Source organism: Pseudomonas sp. ASL9 (assembly GCF_056680335.1).
Window position 1 is genome coordinate 5,776,727 of sequence record NZ_CM155277.1, and the last position, 14,233, is coordinate 5,790,959.

Here is a 14,233-nt window from a genome sequence, read left to right on the forward strand (position 1 = left end):
ACTTGTCGTTCTTAAATTAATTTTTTTGACGAGCAAAACTACTGTGGGAGATTCGCGAATATGGGCTATCCGGCACCAAGGATGCTGAATGTGCCGACGTTTTCGCGAATAAATTCGCTCCCACCCAGGCTGTGTGAAAACGTAATAACTCCAGCAACCACAAAGGCCGGATATACACACCCAACACAACGCCAACACTTTGTTTCTACAAGATTTAAAAGCAGCTTGAAAGGAGAAGCACCATGAAGGTCGCCGTAGTGTATGCCGCGCCTACTCAGCCACTGTTGCTGACCTGTCAGGTCGGCGACGGCAGCACAGTAGCGCAGGCCATAGAGAAATCCGGATTATTGCGCTGCTGCCCGGAAATCGACCTGCAAGTACAGAAGGTCGGTGTGTTCGGTAAGTTCGTAAAGCTCGACAGTCCGTTGAAGGAAGGTGACCGCGTGGAGATCTACCATCGCATCACGCGGGTGCTGGATGACGACGACGATGAGGATGATGACGACGAATGAGTGATCGGTGACGAGGAGGGCACCGTGGTCCTCCAAGCGCCTTATTGCATTGCCCCAGGAGGCCTGAAAATGAATGCTCCCGTGAACATGAGCCGTGAAACCGCTTTACGTATAGCCCTGGCCGCCAGGGCTATGCCTGGCGTCGGCGTCGGCAAGTTGCTGGAAGTGCTGCATCAGCGCATCGACGGTGAACTGACCGAGCAAAGCCTGCAGACCGTCACCGTGAACGATATCAAGATCGGTGTGGGCATCGTCGACGGCGAAGAGGAGGGCGAGGACATCGGCACAGGTCTGGATTTGTCGGTCATAAAAGAAGTTGTACGCATTCTTTGGGGCGAAACCCTGTCTGAAGACATGCCCGTGCCGGTTTCAATGGACAGCATGCCACCGGACACCATCCGCGTCGCCGTCGCCTCCAACAATGGCGAGCAACTGGATGGTCACTTTGGCTCGTGCCTGCGCTTTCTGATCTATCAAGTCGGTATTGACATCGCGGTACTGGTCGACATCCGTTCTGCGCTTGACGCTGAATACGCCGAGGACAAGAACGCCTACCGTACGGATCTGATCAAGGATTGTCAGGTGCTCTACGTCGTGTCCATCGGCGGTCCGGCTGCGGCCAAAGTGGTCAAGTCTGGTATTTACCCGATGAAGAAGGTCGACGGTGGCTTGGCGCAGGATGTTCTCGGTCAGTTACAGCAGGTAATGAGCAACTCGCCGCCCCCATGGCTGGCCAAGTTGTTGGGTGTCTCGGCCGAGCAGCGTGTGCGCTTCGCCCTTTCGGACGAGGGGGTTTGAGCATGGGCGAAACCGTGCAATACAGTCTCCGCCAACTGATTGCCGTGGCCATCGACCGTCACGATCAGGTGGCGGGGCATGCCGGACGTGCGCACCGCTGGAGGGTATTCGACGTCTGGCCCGGTGAGGCACCGGATGGCGCCTACACTCTGGAACTGGACGAACATGCCTGTCTGCATGAGTGGCACGTCTGCCCCCAACCCGAACGCCACCCCTTGCACGGTGTCGATGTCGCGATTGCTGGCAGTGCTGGCGAAGGCGTTATACGGCGCATGGCCGAGCGCAGTGTGACACTGCTGACGACGGGCGAAACCGACCCGCAACGGGCGGTTCAGGCGTACTTGGCCGGCAACCTGCCAGCAGGCCTGCCCCACGATGAACATGCCTGCGGTGGTGAAGGGCATCAGCATCCCTGAAGTCGGCTACGGCGCTTTTTCTTGATCCCTGCAAACAGCTAAACCTCTGACGCGATGATTAATTGCGCCAGGGGTTCAGTTCGTCTGTGAAAACGACCGTCAGGCATAACCCGCGACTCGGCCTGGATGTGTCGAGGACGAGAACAGTGGGGTGGCAAGTAAAGGGGTTTGAAAAAAATCCCCCAAGGAGCGGGGGAGAAGGCTTATGAGCCAAAGGAGGTATTTGAAGCAAACACCGTTTCTAGAGGACGCCCCTCTCCACGACTGGAAGAGGGGAAGGAACGGGCTAGCTAAGCGTCGGGTGGCGGGTATTTTTGTCGTGTGTCAGAAACCCTCTCTGGCCATGGCTCAGATCGGTCCACGCGACTCGCGGCGCAGTTCGACGACATGCCCCAGGGCTTGCTGGAAGGTGACAATTTCCACCTTCGGTGAGTACCCGGTCAGCGCTTTCTGAAGGACCAGCAGTTTGTCTTCGGCAGTGCGGCCTTTGAAGTCGTCCTTGTCCAGCTTCAGGTCGCCCATCAAGGTATTCCAGATCGCACCGCCATCGAAGTGCGGCAACAGGTTGATGATGACGCCGTCCAGATCCACTTGCTGAGCCTTGCCCAGATTCTCGACGTAGAAAAGTACCTGGATATTCGGGGCCAGGTCTGCGCGATAGTTTTCGAGGAACAGCGGCAGGAAGGCCAGGTCAATCAGCCCTCCGACGACCATGGTCAGCTTGCCATTTTGCTCCAGTACGGCGGCCTGTTTGACCACTGATCGAGGGGGCATGCGGCGGCCGGAAGCGTCGGCGATATCGCCTTCTTCGAGCACCAGGTCGCCACGGAAGGCGAAGGTGTCAGGCTGGGTGGACGCACCGAGGAAGCTCAAATTGCAAATCAGGCACCGGGTTTCGTAGGTTTTCAGCAGCATGGTTGGGTCCTCTCTGTAAAACAGGTTCTGTAAAAGGTGTAGTCAGGCCACTTGGGCGGTATCGGGGGACGCCAGGGCGAACAGTTCGCTCCAGTCGGCCTCGATCAGTTGCAGATTCTTGCGCTCACAAAGCTTGCGCTCCTTGGCACTCGGATCGGTGATGAGCACCCAGCCGGCATCGTCGGCAGCGTCATGGATCAAATCACTCATGACCATGCGCTCGGTGTCGCGGTTAAAGCGCATGCCGAGGAACAGATAGCGCTTTTTTCGGCGCTGCAGCTTTATCCAGGCAGGTACAGCGAAGCCGCCCATCAGCTCGGTGATGTAGTCCACGAAGTCCGCATCGCTGGCGACGTAGTTCGGCTTGGGCAGCGGGGTGCCTACAGGCTTGAACACCACTGGCAATTCCAAATCCACCTGCTCCAGCGCGATGGGGTGATAGCACGCCCCGTCGAATTGGTAGAGGTCGAAGCGGTAGGGGGTGGCCGCGATGCGAGCCGCGCCCACCACCAGGGTGTGTTCGCGGTCGGCGTAGGCGCGTTGCAATTGGGTGTCACGGTTGCAATCGATCACATAGGGCAGGCGCAGGCTGGCCAGCCACTGGTGAAAGGGGGATGTCGTCCAGTTATCACCGCCATAGGTTTGTGTCAGGAAGCGCTCAATGAAGCTGCGGCCCTTTTTGTTCTCCAGGTGCATGGCGGCGCGAGGGAACTCATACATGAGTCGCGGCGCCATGGGTTGGCCCCCGGTCATGGCCAGGATCAGGCTATTGCTGTCGGCGGGCATTGGCAGGCCGCTGGTGCGGTCGACCACGCCTTGCAATACGCCGGGGCCAAGGTAGGGAACGATGTCGCCGACCTCAAGGCTGGTCAAAATATTCTGCATCGAGCTGCTATTCACGGGACGCTCCTGCGGTAGATGTACGCAGGAGCCATCCGCAATAAACACGCCAATCGGTTGCCGTCGGGCAACCCATTGATATTGCTGATATTCAGTGCAACCCGGCTTTCGAACAGGGCGGGGTATTCACGACAATTGTCATGTTTGCCACAGTTATTGAAGGGCGCGAGAAGTGTGTCGGCGAGCAACTATATATAGGACGCCGAGAACAGAACGCTGATAAAGGAAATGTGCCCGTCACGTTTGTTGGGTTGTCGCCATTACAACCGACAGTCGCGACTTTTTGTTGTGTATGCCACGGTCTTTAATAGTTCGTTAAATATTAAAAAATCATTAAAAAACAGTTGCTTGCATGCGTGTAAAGCGTGCTGGCACAAACACTGCACTTGTCCAGTTGCGCAGGCTTGTTCGTGCCTACAGCCCACTGTCTATGTGGAACGAAACCGAGGACTTAATTATGGTAATGCGTCAATGCGCTATCTACGGAAAGGGCGGGATTGGTAAATCCACTACCACCCAAAACCTCGTAGCGGCCCTGGCCGAAAGCGGCAACAAAGTGATGATTGTCGGCTGCGACCCTAAAGCCGACTCCACCCGCCTGATTCTGCACGCCAAGGCTCAGAACACTATCATGGAAATGGCGGCTGAGGCCGGCACCGTGGAAGATCTGGAACTCGAAGACGTGCTCAAGGCTGGTTACGCCGGCATCAAGTGTGTTGAGTCGGGTGGCCCAGAGCCAGGTGTTGGTTGCGCGGGTCGCGGTGTTATCACCGCCATCAACTTCCTCGAAGAGGAAGGCGCCTACGAGGAAGACCTGGACTTCGTGTTCTACGACGTACTCGGAGACGTGGTGTGCGGTGGTTTCGCGATGCCTATCCGTGAGAACAAGGCTCAGGAAATCTACATCGTCTGCTCCGGCGAGATGATGGCGATGTATGCAGCCAACAACATCTGCAAAGGCATCGTGAAGTACGCCAACTCTGGCAGCGTTCGCTTGGCCGGGTTGATCTGCAACAGCCGCGAGACCGACCGTGAAGATGAGTTGATCATCGCCCTGGCTGAAAAGCTGGGCACCCAGATGATCCACTTCGTACCTCGCGACAACATCGTGCAGCGCGCCGAAATTCGCCGTATGACCGTGATCGAATATGACCCTACCTGCAAGCAGGCTGATGAATACCGTTCGCTGGCGAACAAGATCCTGCACAACAAGAAAATGATCATACCGACCCCGATCACCATGGACGAACTCGAAGCGCTGTTGATGGAGTTCGGCATCATGGATGAAGAAGACGCTGCAATCGTCGGTAAAACTGCTGCCGAAGAAGTTGCCTGATAGCTCTGCCATGAACCTGTTCATGCTCAGGCATGCACAAGTTCAGAACCCGATCACGGCGTGCCAATAGTTCAGGCCAGGCACGCCGTGAGGGTTCTTCGGACGGGGCAGGGCAGATGAGCCCTGCCGGAACTTCGTATTGCACCTGGCGCAATACGAAGTCTCCGTTACCCGCACATGAACGCAAGGCAAGAGGAGTTCATACCATGTCCGGTATGTCACGCGAGGAAGTCGAATCTCTTATCCAGGAAGTTCTGGAGGTTTACCCCGAAAAAGCGCGTAAAGAGCGTGCAAAACACTTGGCGCCCAATGATCCAACGCTGGAGCAGTCCAAGAAGTGCATCACCTCCAACAAAAAATCCCTACCGGGGATGATGACCATTCGTGGCTGCGCTTACGCCGGTTCTAAAGGGGTGGTGTGGGGTCCGGTCAAAGACATGATCCATATTTCCCACGGCCCAGTGGGCTGCGGTCAATATTCGCGTGCCGGTCGCCGTAACTATTACATCGGCACCACGGGCGTTAACGCCTTTGTGACCATGAACTTCACCTCGGACTTCCAGGAGAAGGACATTGTTTTCGGCGGTGACAAGAAGCTCTCCACGCTGATCGACGAAATCCAGACCCTGTTCCCGTTGAACAAGGGCATCTCGATCCAGTCCGAATGCCCGATCGGCCTGATCGGCGACGATATCGAAGCAGTGGCCAAGAAAAAGGCCGTTGAGTACGGAACTACCGTGGTACCGGTACGTTGCGAAGGTTTCCGTGGGGTGTCGCAATCACTCGGTCACCACATTGCCAATGACTCGATTCGTGACTGGGTACTGCCCAACCGAGACGACGACACCAGCTTTCAGAGCACGCCTTACGACGTTGCTATCCTGGGCGACTACAACATTGGCGGTGACGCCTGGTCCTCACGCACCCTGCTCGAAGAAATGGGCTTGCGGGTCGTGGCCCAGTGGTCCGGCGACGGCACGTTGGCAGAGATGGAACTGACCACCAAGGTCAAGCTCAACCTGCTGCACTGCTATCGTTCGATGACCTACATCTCTCGCCACCTGGAAGAGAAGTACGGTATTCCCTACCTTGAGTACAACTTCTTCGGCCCGACCAAAACGGAAGAGTCACTGCGCGCCATTGCTGCCTTCTTCGATGAAAGCATCCAGGCCAAGTGCGAAGCAGTGATTGCCCGCTACAAGGCCGAATCGGAAGCGGTAATCGCCAAGTACCGGCCGCGCCTGGAAGGCAAACGCGTGATGCTTTACGTCGGCGGTTTGCGCCCACGTCACGTTATCGGCGCGTATGAAGATCTGGGCATGGAAGTGGTCGGCACGGGTTACGAGTTCGGTCACAACGATGACTACGACCGTACGCTCAAGGAAATGGGGACCGCCACCCTGCTGTACGACGATGTGACCGGCTACGAATTCGAAGAATTTGTGAAGAAGGTCAAGCCTGATCTGATCGGTGCTGGCATCAAGGAAAAGTACATCTTCCAAAAAATGGGCGTGCCCTTTCGGCAGATGCACTCCTGGGACTATTCAGGCCCGTACCACGGCTTCGATGGCTTCGCCATCTTCGCTCGCGACATGGACATGACCCTGAACAACCCATGCTGGAAAAAACTGCAAGCACCGTGGAAGAAGCCTGAGCAGGTCGTCGAGAAAATCGCCGCCAGCGCCTGATTCACCCATTGGAGTGCAACATCCGCTGCGGGCTCGCCCGCAGCCGATTTCCGCGATCGCCGTTCACAGATGAGTGAGGCGAAGGAGAAGGTCATGAGCCAGCAAATTGACAACATCAAAGCCAGTTACCCCTTGTTTCTGCAAGACGAATACAAGGAGTCGCTCGCTCGCAAGCGTGATGATTTCGAAGAGAAGCATCCGCAGGAAAAAATAGACGAAGTCTTCCAGTGGACCACCACTGAGGAATACAAAGAGCTGAACTTCAAGCGTGAAGCGCTGACCATTAACCCGGCCAAGGCTTGCCAGCCACTGGGTGCGGTGCTCTGTGCCCTGGGCTTTGAGAAAACCATGCCTTATGTACACGGCTCGCAAGGCTGTGTGTCGTACTTCCGCACCTACTTCAACCGCCACTTCAAGGAGCCGATTTCTTGCGTGTCTGACTCCATGACCGAGGATGCGGCGGTATTTGGTGGCCAGCAGAATATGAAGGACGGTCTGCAAAACTGTCGGGAAACCTACAAGCCCGACATGATTGCCGTCTCCACGACCTGCATGGCTGAAGTCATCGGCGATGACCTCAACGCGTTCATCAATAACTCCAAGGTTGCCGGCTTCATACCCGAAGACTTTGCCGTACCGTACGCGCACACCCCGAGCTTCGTCGGCAGCCATGTCACCGGCTGGGACAACATGTTCGAAGGCATCGCCCGTTACTTTACCGCCAAGACAATGGAAGACAAGGTGGTTGGCAGTAACCACAAGGTCAACATCGTCCCGGGTTTCGAGACTTACCTGGGTAACTTCCGGGTCATCAAGCGCATGCTCAAGGAAATGGACGTTGATTACAGCTTCCTTTCCGACCCGGAAGAAGTGCTGGATACCCCGGCGGATGGTCAATTCCGCATGTACTCCGGTGGTACCACCCAGGACCAGGTGAAGGATGCGCCGAACGCCTATACCACGTTCTTGCTGCAACCTTGGCAGTTGGACAAAACCAGGAAACTGGTTGAAGGCACCTGGAAACAGGAAGTACCCAAGCTGAGCGTCCCTATGGGCCTGGACTGGACCGACGAATTCCTGATGAAAGTCAGCGAAGTCACCGGCCAGCCTATCCCGGAAAGCCTGACCAAGGAACGCGGCAGGCTGGTCGACATGATGACCGACTCCCATACCTGGTTGCACGGCAAGCGTTTCGCCCTTTGGGGTGATCCGGACTTCGTCATGGGCATGGTCAAGTTCCTCATGGAGCTGGGTGCCGAACCGGTGCACATCGTTTGCAATAACGGCAACAAACGCTGGAAAAAGGCCCTTGAAGCACTGCTGGAAAGCTCGCCGTACGGTGCTAACTCCACGGTCTACACCGGTAAGGATCTGTGGCACATGCGTTCGCTGGTCTTCACCGACAAGCCTGATTTCATGATCGGCAACAGCTACGGCAAGTTCATCCAGCGCGACACCTTGCACAAGGGCAAGGAGTTCGAGGTGCCGCTTATCCGTCTGGGCTTCCCGATCTTCGATCGGCACCACCTGCACCGCCAGACCACCATGGGTTACGAAGGCGCCATGCAGATGCTGACTACTTTGGTCAACTCTGTGCTTGAGCGTCTGGACGAAGAAACTCGCATCATGCAGGTCACCGATTTCAACTACGACCTGGTTCGCTGAGTCGTCGTTGTCCGGTATGTGCCGGGGGTTCGCCCCCGGCCTTTTCGAGGGTCACAGCCGCCTTCGTAAAGATCACGCCCAATTCTTCGCCCTTGGAGCTACACCATGCCGAGCGTCATGATTCGCCGCAATTCGCAAGGTCAATTGACCCTCTACGTTGCCAAGAAAGACTTGGAAGAAACGGTTGTCAGCCTGGAATACGACCGCCCGGATTGCTGGGGCGGAAAAGTCACCCTGGGTGATGACACTGCTTATTACCTTGAACCGATGTCCACCCCGCCGACCCTGCCTATTACCCTACGGGTCAAGCGAGTCAGCGAGGATTGATCCTATGGCCGCACCGAACGCAAACCCTCGCCTTCCCGATCACCTTGCCTTGCGCATCGCCTTGGCGGCGCGTGAAATCCAGGGCATGGATACGGCGCGTTTGTTGCGCGCGGTACTGGCGGTGACCGGTGAGCCGATCACGGCTGCGCGGCTGGAAAAACTGCGTGTCTCGCGCTTGCGTGCGCGCCTGCTCATCCCGGCCGACAGCAACGCACAGCCCCAGACCATCAACGAACGACAGCTACAACTCGCCGTCAGCCTGTTGCGCGGGCGCGGTGTACACATGCCGCAGGAACCGCTGCCCATTCCCGAAGCCTACTGCGACGGCGACCTGCGCGACTCGGTGCGCATCGCCTGCGCCTCGAATCAGGGCGAATACCTGAACGGCAGCTTCGGAAGCTGTGCGCGCTTTCTCATCTACCAGATTTCGCCCAACGCCAGTCGGCTGATCGCCCTGCGTGAGCCTGCTCCCGTACGTGAGGAAGAAGATCCTCTGGCCCTTCGCGCCGAACTGCTCCACGACTGCCAACTGCTTTACACCCTGAGCATCGGCGGCCCGGCAGCGGCCAAGGTAATCCGCACCGGGGTACACCCGATCAAGCTCGCCGCCCCGGTGCCAGCGCGTGAAATCGTCGAAGAACTGCAACGCGTACTCGCCAGCGCCCCACCGCCCTGGCTGGCCAAGGCCATGGGGGCCGAGCCCGATCAACGTGTGCGCTTTACCGGCAAAAGCAACGAATGAGGAAACAACCATGATCCACCAGAGCCTGCTTGACAGCGTCATTCACCAGGCCGAGCGCCACCCGCTTGACGATGAGCTGCTCGCCAACTTGCGCGGCGCCTTTCCCGGTGTACATTTCACCTGTTGCATGGACGACGACATCGTGTGCAACGCCCGTCCATTGTTCCAGTGTGCCGATTTCAACGTCTACCTGGTCAACACCAACAGTCACTGCTCGGTACTCACCAACGATCTGGATGTGGCCTCCGGCATCGTCCTGGCGCAAGTGATCGAGGACTGAACCATGACCGACGACCCGAGTGTGGATATCACCCCTGTTGCTGACTGTCGTGCCTGCAGTTTCCACGCAAGCCTGCTGCCCAGCGGCCGCTGCACGCCTGGTGATACCTGTGTCGCCGTCTCCAGCGGCCGACAGATCGACCGCTTCTTTCGCCGTAATCCTCAGCTGGCCGAGCGCTATCTCGCCGACCCGTTCTGGGAACGCCGCGCCATCGCCGTGCGCTACGCGCCAGTGGAAGGGCTGGCCACCCTCAAGCGGGACGAAGATGAGGTGGTGCGCCGCGCCGTTGCCTATCGGCTGCCACGCGAACAACTGGGCGAATTGATGCACGACCCCGACCGCGAAGTGCGCATTACCGTCGCCGACCGCCTGCCGGTCGGACAACTGGAACAGATGGCCGAGGACCCGGACTATATGGTCCGCGCCTACGTCGTCCAGCGTATTGCCCCTGGCCGGTTATTCCGCTTCATCCGCGACGATGACCGTCAGGTGCGTAAATTCGTTGCCCAGCGCCTGCCCGAAGAAAGCCTTGGGCTGATGAGCACCGACCCTGAGCCGGAAGTGCGTCGTCTGGTCGCTGCACGCCTCACCGGCGACGACCTGCTCGATCTGCTCCACGATTGCGATTGGACCGTACGCCTGGCCGCCGTGGAAAACGCTTCCCTCGGCGCCTTGCGCAAACTGGATGAACAGGACCCCGAAGTGAAAATGGCCATAGCGCAACGGTTAGGCGGCATTTTCAATTAGTTTCATCGCAGGAAACTAATTAAGAATACCCCCTTCATGGGAGGCCCCTGAGTACCTGATGCGAGTAAACCAGCATGCGGCACAATCAACCCGTAACCGGACAGCTCATCGAGCTGCCCGTGGATGCCAACATCCTGTCTACTACTGACATTCAGGGCACCATTACTTACGTCAATCCTGACTTCATCAAGATAAGTGGTTTTACCGAAGCCGAGTTACTGGGGAAAAGCCACAACATCATCCGGCATCCAGACATGCCTGAAGCGGCCTTTGAGCACATGTGGGCGACCCTCAAGTCCGGGTCTTCCTGGATGGGGTTGGTAAAAAATCGCTGCAAAAATGGCGACCATTACTGGGTCAGCGCCTATGTCACGCCTATCACAAAAAACGGAGAGACCGTCGAATACCAATCGGTGCGCACCACGCCGAATCAGGCCAAAGTGCTTGCAGCCGAAAAGCTGTACGCGCAGTTGCGAGCGGGCGCCCATCCCCTGACCCCGCGCCTTGCCTTGAGCCTGGGCATAAAATTCTTTTGGCTGATCGGTTTTGCCATAGTCCTCGGCTTATCGGCGGCTGCTTGCCTGTTTTCTCTGTCGTTGAGCAGCGTGTTGTTTGCGGCGGTGCTCGCTATTGGGTTAAGTGCAGTGTGCATCAAGGTCTTGTTGGCGCCACTCGCCGGGCTGGTGAAAATGACCCGCGGTGTTGCCAGTAACCCTTTGAGTCAGCTGCTCTACAGCGGACGCCTGGATGAGTTTGGCCTGATTGATTTTGCTTTGCGCATGGAGCAGGCGGGGACCGGCTCAGTGATAGGCCGTATCGCGGATTCGACCAACTGCCTTGGGGATTATGCTCAGGTGCTGCTGAAGCAGATTGACAACAGCAACGTATTGACTGCAAGGCAGCACGCTGAAACCGATCAAATCGCCACCGCCATCAACCAAATGGCCGCCAGCGTTCAACAAGTGGCAAGCAATGCCCAAAGTGCTGCTAACGCTGCGAAAAAAGCCGACGATGAAACCTTGAACGGGCAACAACTGATGGCCCACACCAGCGGCTCGATCAGCGAGCTTGAGGACGATATTGAGCAGGCTGCACACGTCATCCACGAGTTGGAAAGCCACTGTCACGATATTTCCAAAGTGTTGGATGTGATTCGCGGCATTGCAGATCAAACCAATCTATTGGCCCTCAACGCCGCTATCGAGGCCGCGCGTGCTGGCGCGCAAGGCCGGGGATTCGCTGTGGTTGCTGATGAGGTGCGCGCGTTGGCTTCACGTACTCAGCAGTCGACTACCGATATTCAAAAGATGATCGGCGTATTGCTCGAAGGTGCGCTTAGCGCCGTGACCGTCATGGGTAAAAGTCGCGAACAGGCTCAATCGAGCGTCAGTCGCGCACAACAGGCCTCTGATGCGTTGTCCGGGATTGGCCGGCAAGTTAACGAAATCAATGAAATGAACAGGCAGATTGCGGCAGCCGTAGAAAAGCAGGGGGCGGCCAGTGAAAACATCAATCGCAGTATCAGCAGCATCCGTGATGCCGCTGACATGAACGTCAGGACCGCACAAGGCAACCGCAACAGCGCAGTAGAAATGGCCCGATTGACTGCCAATCTTGATGCGTTGACCCATCAGCTCTGGGTGAAACAGCACTGAGTGCAGTTCAGGGGATTGCGGACTATCTGTGGGACCGAATTCATTCGGGAAGGACGCCGCGCGGTGTTTCAGCCGAACCGCGCCGCCTGCTATATCGCCAACAAGCGCGCTCCTATCAAACTTATTTTTAATCTTTTAAAAACAAATGGTTGGCGCTGTGTCTTGGGTGTATATCCGGCATTGGCGTGTGCTGGAATTACGGTTTCGCTCTTACAGCGAGGAACCTTTTACAAACGCCAAAAAGGTCCCGCCAAAACGCTTGCCCCGCCATACGGATCCTCGCCTAGGCTCGGATTTTCCTCACTCCGGCGTTGCTCCGGGGGTCGCCGCAAGGGGCCATCCATGGCCCCGTGCGGCTAACTCGGCGTCCTGCCTCGTTACTCCCTGCGCAACGCCTGCGCTCGGCCTTCTGGAAAAGGGGCCTTACCGTAATTCGACAGTCAATTCACTCCAAATCCCAACAGCAGATCAAAGTCTCTGTAGGAGCAACCGGGACGCGCAGTCTTGTTCGCGAAGGCGGCTTATCTGACACACCTCCACCGATCACGACACGCAAATCAAAACCAGTTTGCTGCGCGACAGCGCGGCGTCGAAGACGGGGCGACATCTCCTACAAATATTTTGATTCAGCAGATTATGCGTTGTTTGATCCCCCCTGAGTCTGTTGCAAACCCGACATCAGGGCGTGTTCACGACAATCCTGCTTCCTAAAAATACTAGCGAAAACAGCAGGTTGAGCGTTGGTATGGGCATTGCAGAAGATCATTCATACAAGCTCATTCATGCGATGCATCAGCTTCTTTAATGCCATGCGCCAAGAACTGGAGGGTGTGCGATGAAAGCCAAGAATATTGCCCAATTACTCGATGAGCCGGCCTGCACCCATAACAAGAAGGAGAAGTCCGGCTGCTCCAAGCCCGTGCCGGGCGCCACCGATGGTGGTTGTGCCTTCGACGGGGCGCAGATCGCGTTGCTGCCCATTGCCGACGTGGCGCATATCGTCCACGGGCCGATTGCCTGTGCCGGCAGCTCCTGGGACAACCGCGGCACGCGCTCCAGCGGCCCAGAGTTATATCGCATTGGCATGACCACCGACCTGACCGAACAGGACGTGATCATGGGGCGCGCCGAGAAGCGCCTGTTCCATGCCATCCGCCAGGCGGTGGAGACTTACGCCCCCCCAGCGGTGTTCGTTTATAACACCTGCGTCCCGGCACTGATCGGCGACGACGTGGATGCGATCTGCAAGGCCGCCAGTGAGCGTTTCGCAACGCCCGTGGTGCCGGTGGACGCGGCAGGTTTCTACGGCACTAAGAACCTGGGCAACCGCATTGCCGGCGAAGCAATGGTCAAGTATGTGATCGGCACTCGAGAGCCGGATGCGCTGCCGCCACAGAGCCAGCGCGAGGGGATCCGCGTTCATGATGTGAACCTGATCGGCGAATACAACATTGCCGGTGAGTTCTGGCATGTGCTGCCGCTGCTCGACGAGCTGGGCCTGCGTGTGCTTTGCACGCTGTCGGGCGATGCGCGCTTTCGCGAGGTGCAGAGCATGCACGCTGCCGAGGTGAACATGATGGTCTGCTCCAAGGCCATGCTCAACGTCGCACGCAAGCTGCAAGAGCGCTTTGGCACGCCCTGGTTCGAGGGCAGTTTCTACGGCATTACGGATACCTCGCAGGCGCTGCGGGACTTTGCCCGGTTGATCGGTGACGATGATTTGACTGCACGCACTGAGGTGCTGATCGCCCGCGAAGAAGCAAAAATTCGCACCGCCCTGGAACCCTGGCGCGCTCGTCTGCAAGACAAGCGCGTGCTGCTGTATACCGGCGGCGTGAAGTCCTGGTCGGTGATTTCTGCCTTGCAGGATCTGGGCATGAAGGTGGTCGCCACCGGCACCAAGAAGTCCACCGAGGAAGACAAGGCGCGCATCCGCGAGCTGATGGGCGACGACGTGAAGATGCTTGATGAAGGCAACCCGCGTGCGCTGCTCAGGACCGTGGATGAATACCGCGCAGACATCCTTATTGCCGGTGGTCGCAACATGTACACCGCGTTGAAAGCACGCATCCCGTTCCTGGATATCAATCAGGAACGTGAATTCGGCTACGCCGGTTACGAGGGCATGCTGGAACTGGTGCGACAATTGTGTCTGACCATCGAAAGTCCGGTCTGGGAAGCGGTACGCCGTCCTGCACCCTGGGTTCAGGCTGCGCAGGTTTTGGTGTATCCGCAAATCGTCAACGGTTGAG

At 57.3% G+C, this 14,233-nt stretch carries 14 protein-coding genes and 1 pseudogene; 13 read left to right on the forward strand and 2 right to left on the reverse strand.

Features of this window, described 5'->3' with window-relative positions:
* Nucleotides 1-242 precede the first annotated feature (242 nt).
* From AC1ME2_RS26470 to AC1ME2_RS26480, 3 genes are all read left to right on the forward strand, one after another.
* Nucleotides 243-512 carry an RnfH family protein gene (locus tag AC1ME2_RS26470; RefSeq protein WP_480438153.1) on the forward strand — a complete coding sequence of 90 codons (270 nt, stop codon included), beginning with the start codon at nucleotides 243-245 and terminating at the stop codon, nucleotides 510-512.
* A 69-nt stretch (nucleotides 513-581) separates the two neighbouring features.
* Complete coding sequence (locus tag AC1ME2_RS26475) at nucleotides 582-1,310, forward strand: dinitrogenase iron-molybdenum cofactor biosynthesis protein (RefSeq protein ID WP_480438155.1); 729 nt, start codon at nucleotides 582-584, stop codon at nucleotides 1,308-1,310.
* Between the two features lie 2 nt (nucleotides 1,311-1,312).
* Nucleotides 1,313-1,726, forward strand: a complete 414-nt coding sequence (locus AC1ME2_RS26480) for a NifB/NifX family molybdenum-iron cluster-binding protein (RefSeq protein ID WP_480438157.1) — start codon at nucleotides 1,313-1,315, stop codon at nucleotides 1,724-1,726.
* A 348-nt stretch (nucleotides 1,727-2,074) separates the two neighbouring features.
* Here AC1ME2_RS26480 and AC1ME2_RS26485 read toward each other — a convergent pair whose 3' ends face one another.
* Together AC1ME2_RS26485 and AC1ME2_RS26490 are read right to left on the reverse strand one after the other, a co-directional pair.
* Nucleotides 2,075-2,641 carry a hypothetical protein gene (locus AC1ME2_RS26485; RefSeq protein WP_480438159.1) on the reverse strand — a complete coding sequence of 189 codons (567 nt, stop codon included), beginning with the start codon at nucleotides 2,639-2,641 and terminating at the stop codon, nucleotides 2,075-2,077.
* 42 nt (nucleotides 2,642-2,683) lie between these two features.
* Nucleotides 2,684-3,541: an SIR2 family protein gene (locus AC1ME2_RS26490; RefSeq protein WP_480438161.1), complete on the reverse strand. Its 858-nt coding sequence runs from the start codon at nucleotides 3,539-3,541 to the stop codon at nucleotides 2,684-2,686.
* A 457-nt stretch (nucleotides 3,542-3,998) separates the two neighbouring features.
* Here AC1ME2_RS26490 and nifH point away from each other — a divergent pair, with 457 nt between their 5' ends.
* The 10 genes and pseudogenes from nifH (at nucleotide 3,999) to nifE (ending at nucleotide 14,232) form a co-directional block, all read left to right on the forward strand.
* A complete protein-coding gene (gene nifH, locus AC1ME2_RS26495; protein WP_480438163.1) occupies nucleotides 3,999-4,877 on the forward strand; it encodes a nitrogenase iron protein in 879 nt (292 codons plus the stop codon).
* Between the two features lie 206 nt (nucleotides 4,878-5,083).
* Nucleotides 5,084-6,565, forward strand: coding sequence for a nitrogenase molybdenum-iron protein alpha chain (nifD, locus tag AC1ME2_RS26500; protein WP_480438165.1), 1,482 nt, complete (start codon nucleotides 5,084-5,086; stop codon nucleotides 6,563-6,565).
* A gap of 93 nt (nucleotides 6,566-6,658) precedes the next feature.
* Nucleotides 6,659-8,230 (forward strand): nitrogenase molybdenum-iron protein subunit beta, encoded by a 1,572-nt coding sequence (gene nifK, locus AC1ME2_RS26505; RefSeq protein WP_480438167.1) that lies wholly within the window; start codon nucleotides 6,659-6,661, stop codon nucleotides 8,228-8,230.
* A 105-nt stretch (nucleotides 8,231-8,335) separates the two neighbouring features.
* Nucleotides 8,336-8,557, forward strand: coding sequence for a putative nitrogen fixation protein NifT (gene nifT / locus AC1ME2_RS26510; protein WP_480438169.1), 222 nt, complete (start codon nucleotides 8,336-8,338; stop codon nucleotides 8,555-8,557).
* Nucleotides 8,558-8,561: 4 nt separating this feature from the next.
* Nucleotides 8,562-9,299 carry a dinitrogenase iron-molybdenum cofactor biosynthesis protein gene (locus AC1ME2_RS26515; RefSeq protein ID WP_480438171.1) on the forward strand — a complete coding sequence of 246 codons (738 nt, stop codon included), beginning with the start codon at nucleotides 8,562-8,564 and terminating at the stop codon, nucleotides 9,297-9,299.
* Nucleotides 9,300-9,309: 10 nt separating this feature from the next.
* On the forward strand, nucleotides 9,310-9,579 hold the full coding sequence (locus tag AC1ME2_RS26520; RefSeq protein WP_480438173.1) for a DUF6129 family protein: 270 nt from the start codon (nucleotides 9,310-9,312) through the stop codon (nucleotides 9,577-9,579).
* A 3-nt stretch (nucleotides 9,580-9,582) separates the two neighbouring features.
* Nucleotides 9,583-10,326 (forward strand): 4Fe4S-binding leucine-rich repeat protein, encoded by a 744-nt coding sequence (locus AC1ME2_RS26525; RefSeq protein WP_480438175.1) that lies wholly within the window; start codon nucleotides 9,583-9,585, stop codon nucleotides 10,324-10,326.
* 74 nt (nucleotides 10,327-10,400) lie between these two features.
* A pseudogene (locus tag AC1ME2_RS26530) lies at nucleotides 10,401-10,730 on the forward strand (PAS domain-containing protein); the annotation flags it as partial.
* Between the two features lie 36 nt (nucleotides 10,731-10,766).
* The gene (locus AC1ME2_RS26535; RefSeq protein WP_480442344.1) at nucleotides 10,767-11,981 is read left to right on the forward strand and encodes a methyl-accepting chemotaxis protein; all 1,215 of its coding nucleotides are present in this window, start codon (nucleotides 10,767-10,769) and stop codon (nucleotides 11,979-11,981) included.
* Between the two features lie 835 nt (nucleotides 11,982-12,816).
* Complete coding sequence (gene nifE / locus AC1ME2_RS26540) at nucleotides 12,817-14,232, forward strand: nitrogenase iron-molybdenum cofactor biosynthesis protein NifE (RefSeq protein WP_480438176.1); 1,416 nt, start codon at nucleotides 12,817-12,819, stop codon at nucleotides 14,230-14,232.
* Nucleotide 14,233: the final 1 nt, after the last annotated feature.

Excerpts from the sequence above, each read along its gene's own strand:
- AC1ME2_RS26485 (WP_480438159.1), bottom strand. The coding sequence starts at position 2,641 with ATGCTGCTGAAAACCTACGAAACCCGGTGCCTGATTTGCAATTTGAGC.
- nifD (WP_480438165.1), top strand. The coding sequence starts at position 5,084 with ATGTCCGGTATGTCACGCGAGGAAGTCGAATCTCTTATCCAGGAAGTT.
- AC1ME2_RS26470 (WP_480438153.1), top strand. The coding sequence starts at position 243 with ATGAAGGTCGCCGTAGTGTATGCCGCGCCTACTCAGCCACTGTTGCTG.
- AC1ME2_RS26475 (WP_480438155.1), top strand. The coding sequence starts at position 582 with ATGAATGCTCCCGTGAACATGAGCCGTGAAACCGCTTTACGTATAGCC.
- nifT (WP_480438169.1), top strand. The coding sequence starts at position 8,336 with ATGCCGAGCGTCATGATTCGCCGCAATTCGCAAGGTCAATTGACCCTC.
- AC1ME2_RS26480 (WP_480438157.1), top strand. The coding sequence starts at position 1,313 with ATGGGCGAAACCGTGCAATACAGTCTCCGCCAACTGATTGCCGTGGCC.
- nifH (WP_480438163.1), top strand. The coding sequence starts at position 3,999 with ATGGTAATGCGTCAATGCGCTATCTACGGAAAGGGCGGGATTGGTAAA.
- nifK (WP_480438167.1), top strand. The coding sequence starts at position 6,659 with ATGAGCCAGCAAATTGACAACATCAAAGCCAGTTACCCCTTGTTTCTG.
- AC1ME2_RS26525 (WP_480438175.1), top strand. The coding sequence starts at position 9,583 with ATGACCGACGACCCGAGTGTGGATATCACCCCTGTTGCTGACTGTCGT.
- nifE (WP_480438176.1), top strand. The coding sequence starts at position 12,817 with ATGAAAGCCAAGAATATTGCCCAATTACTCGATGAGCCGGCCTGCACC.
- AC1ME2_RS26520 (WP_480438173.1), top strand. The coding sequence starts at position 9,310 with ATGATCCACCAGAGCCTGCTTGACAGCGTCATTCACCAGGCCGAGCGC.
- AC1ME2_RS26515 (WP_480438171.1), top strand. The coding sequence starts at position 8,562 with ATGGCCGCACCGAACGCAAACCCTCGCCTTCCCGATCACCTTGCCTTG.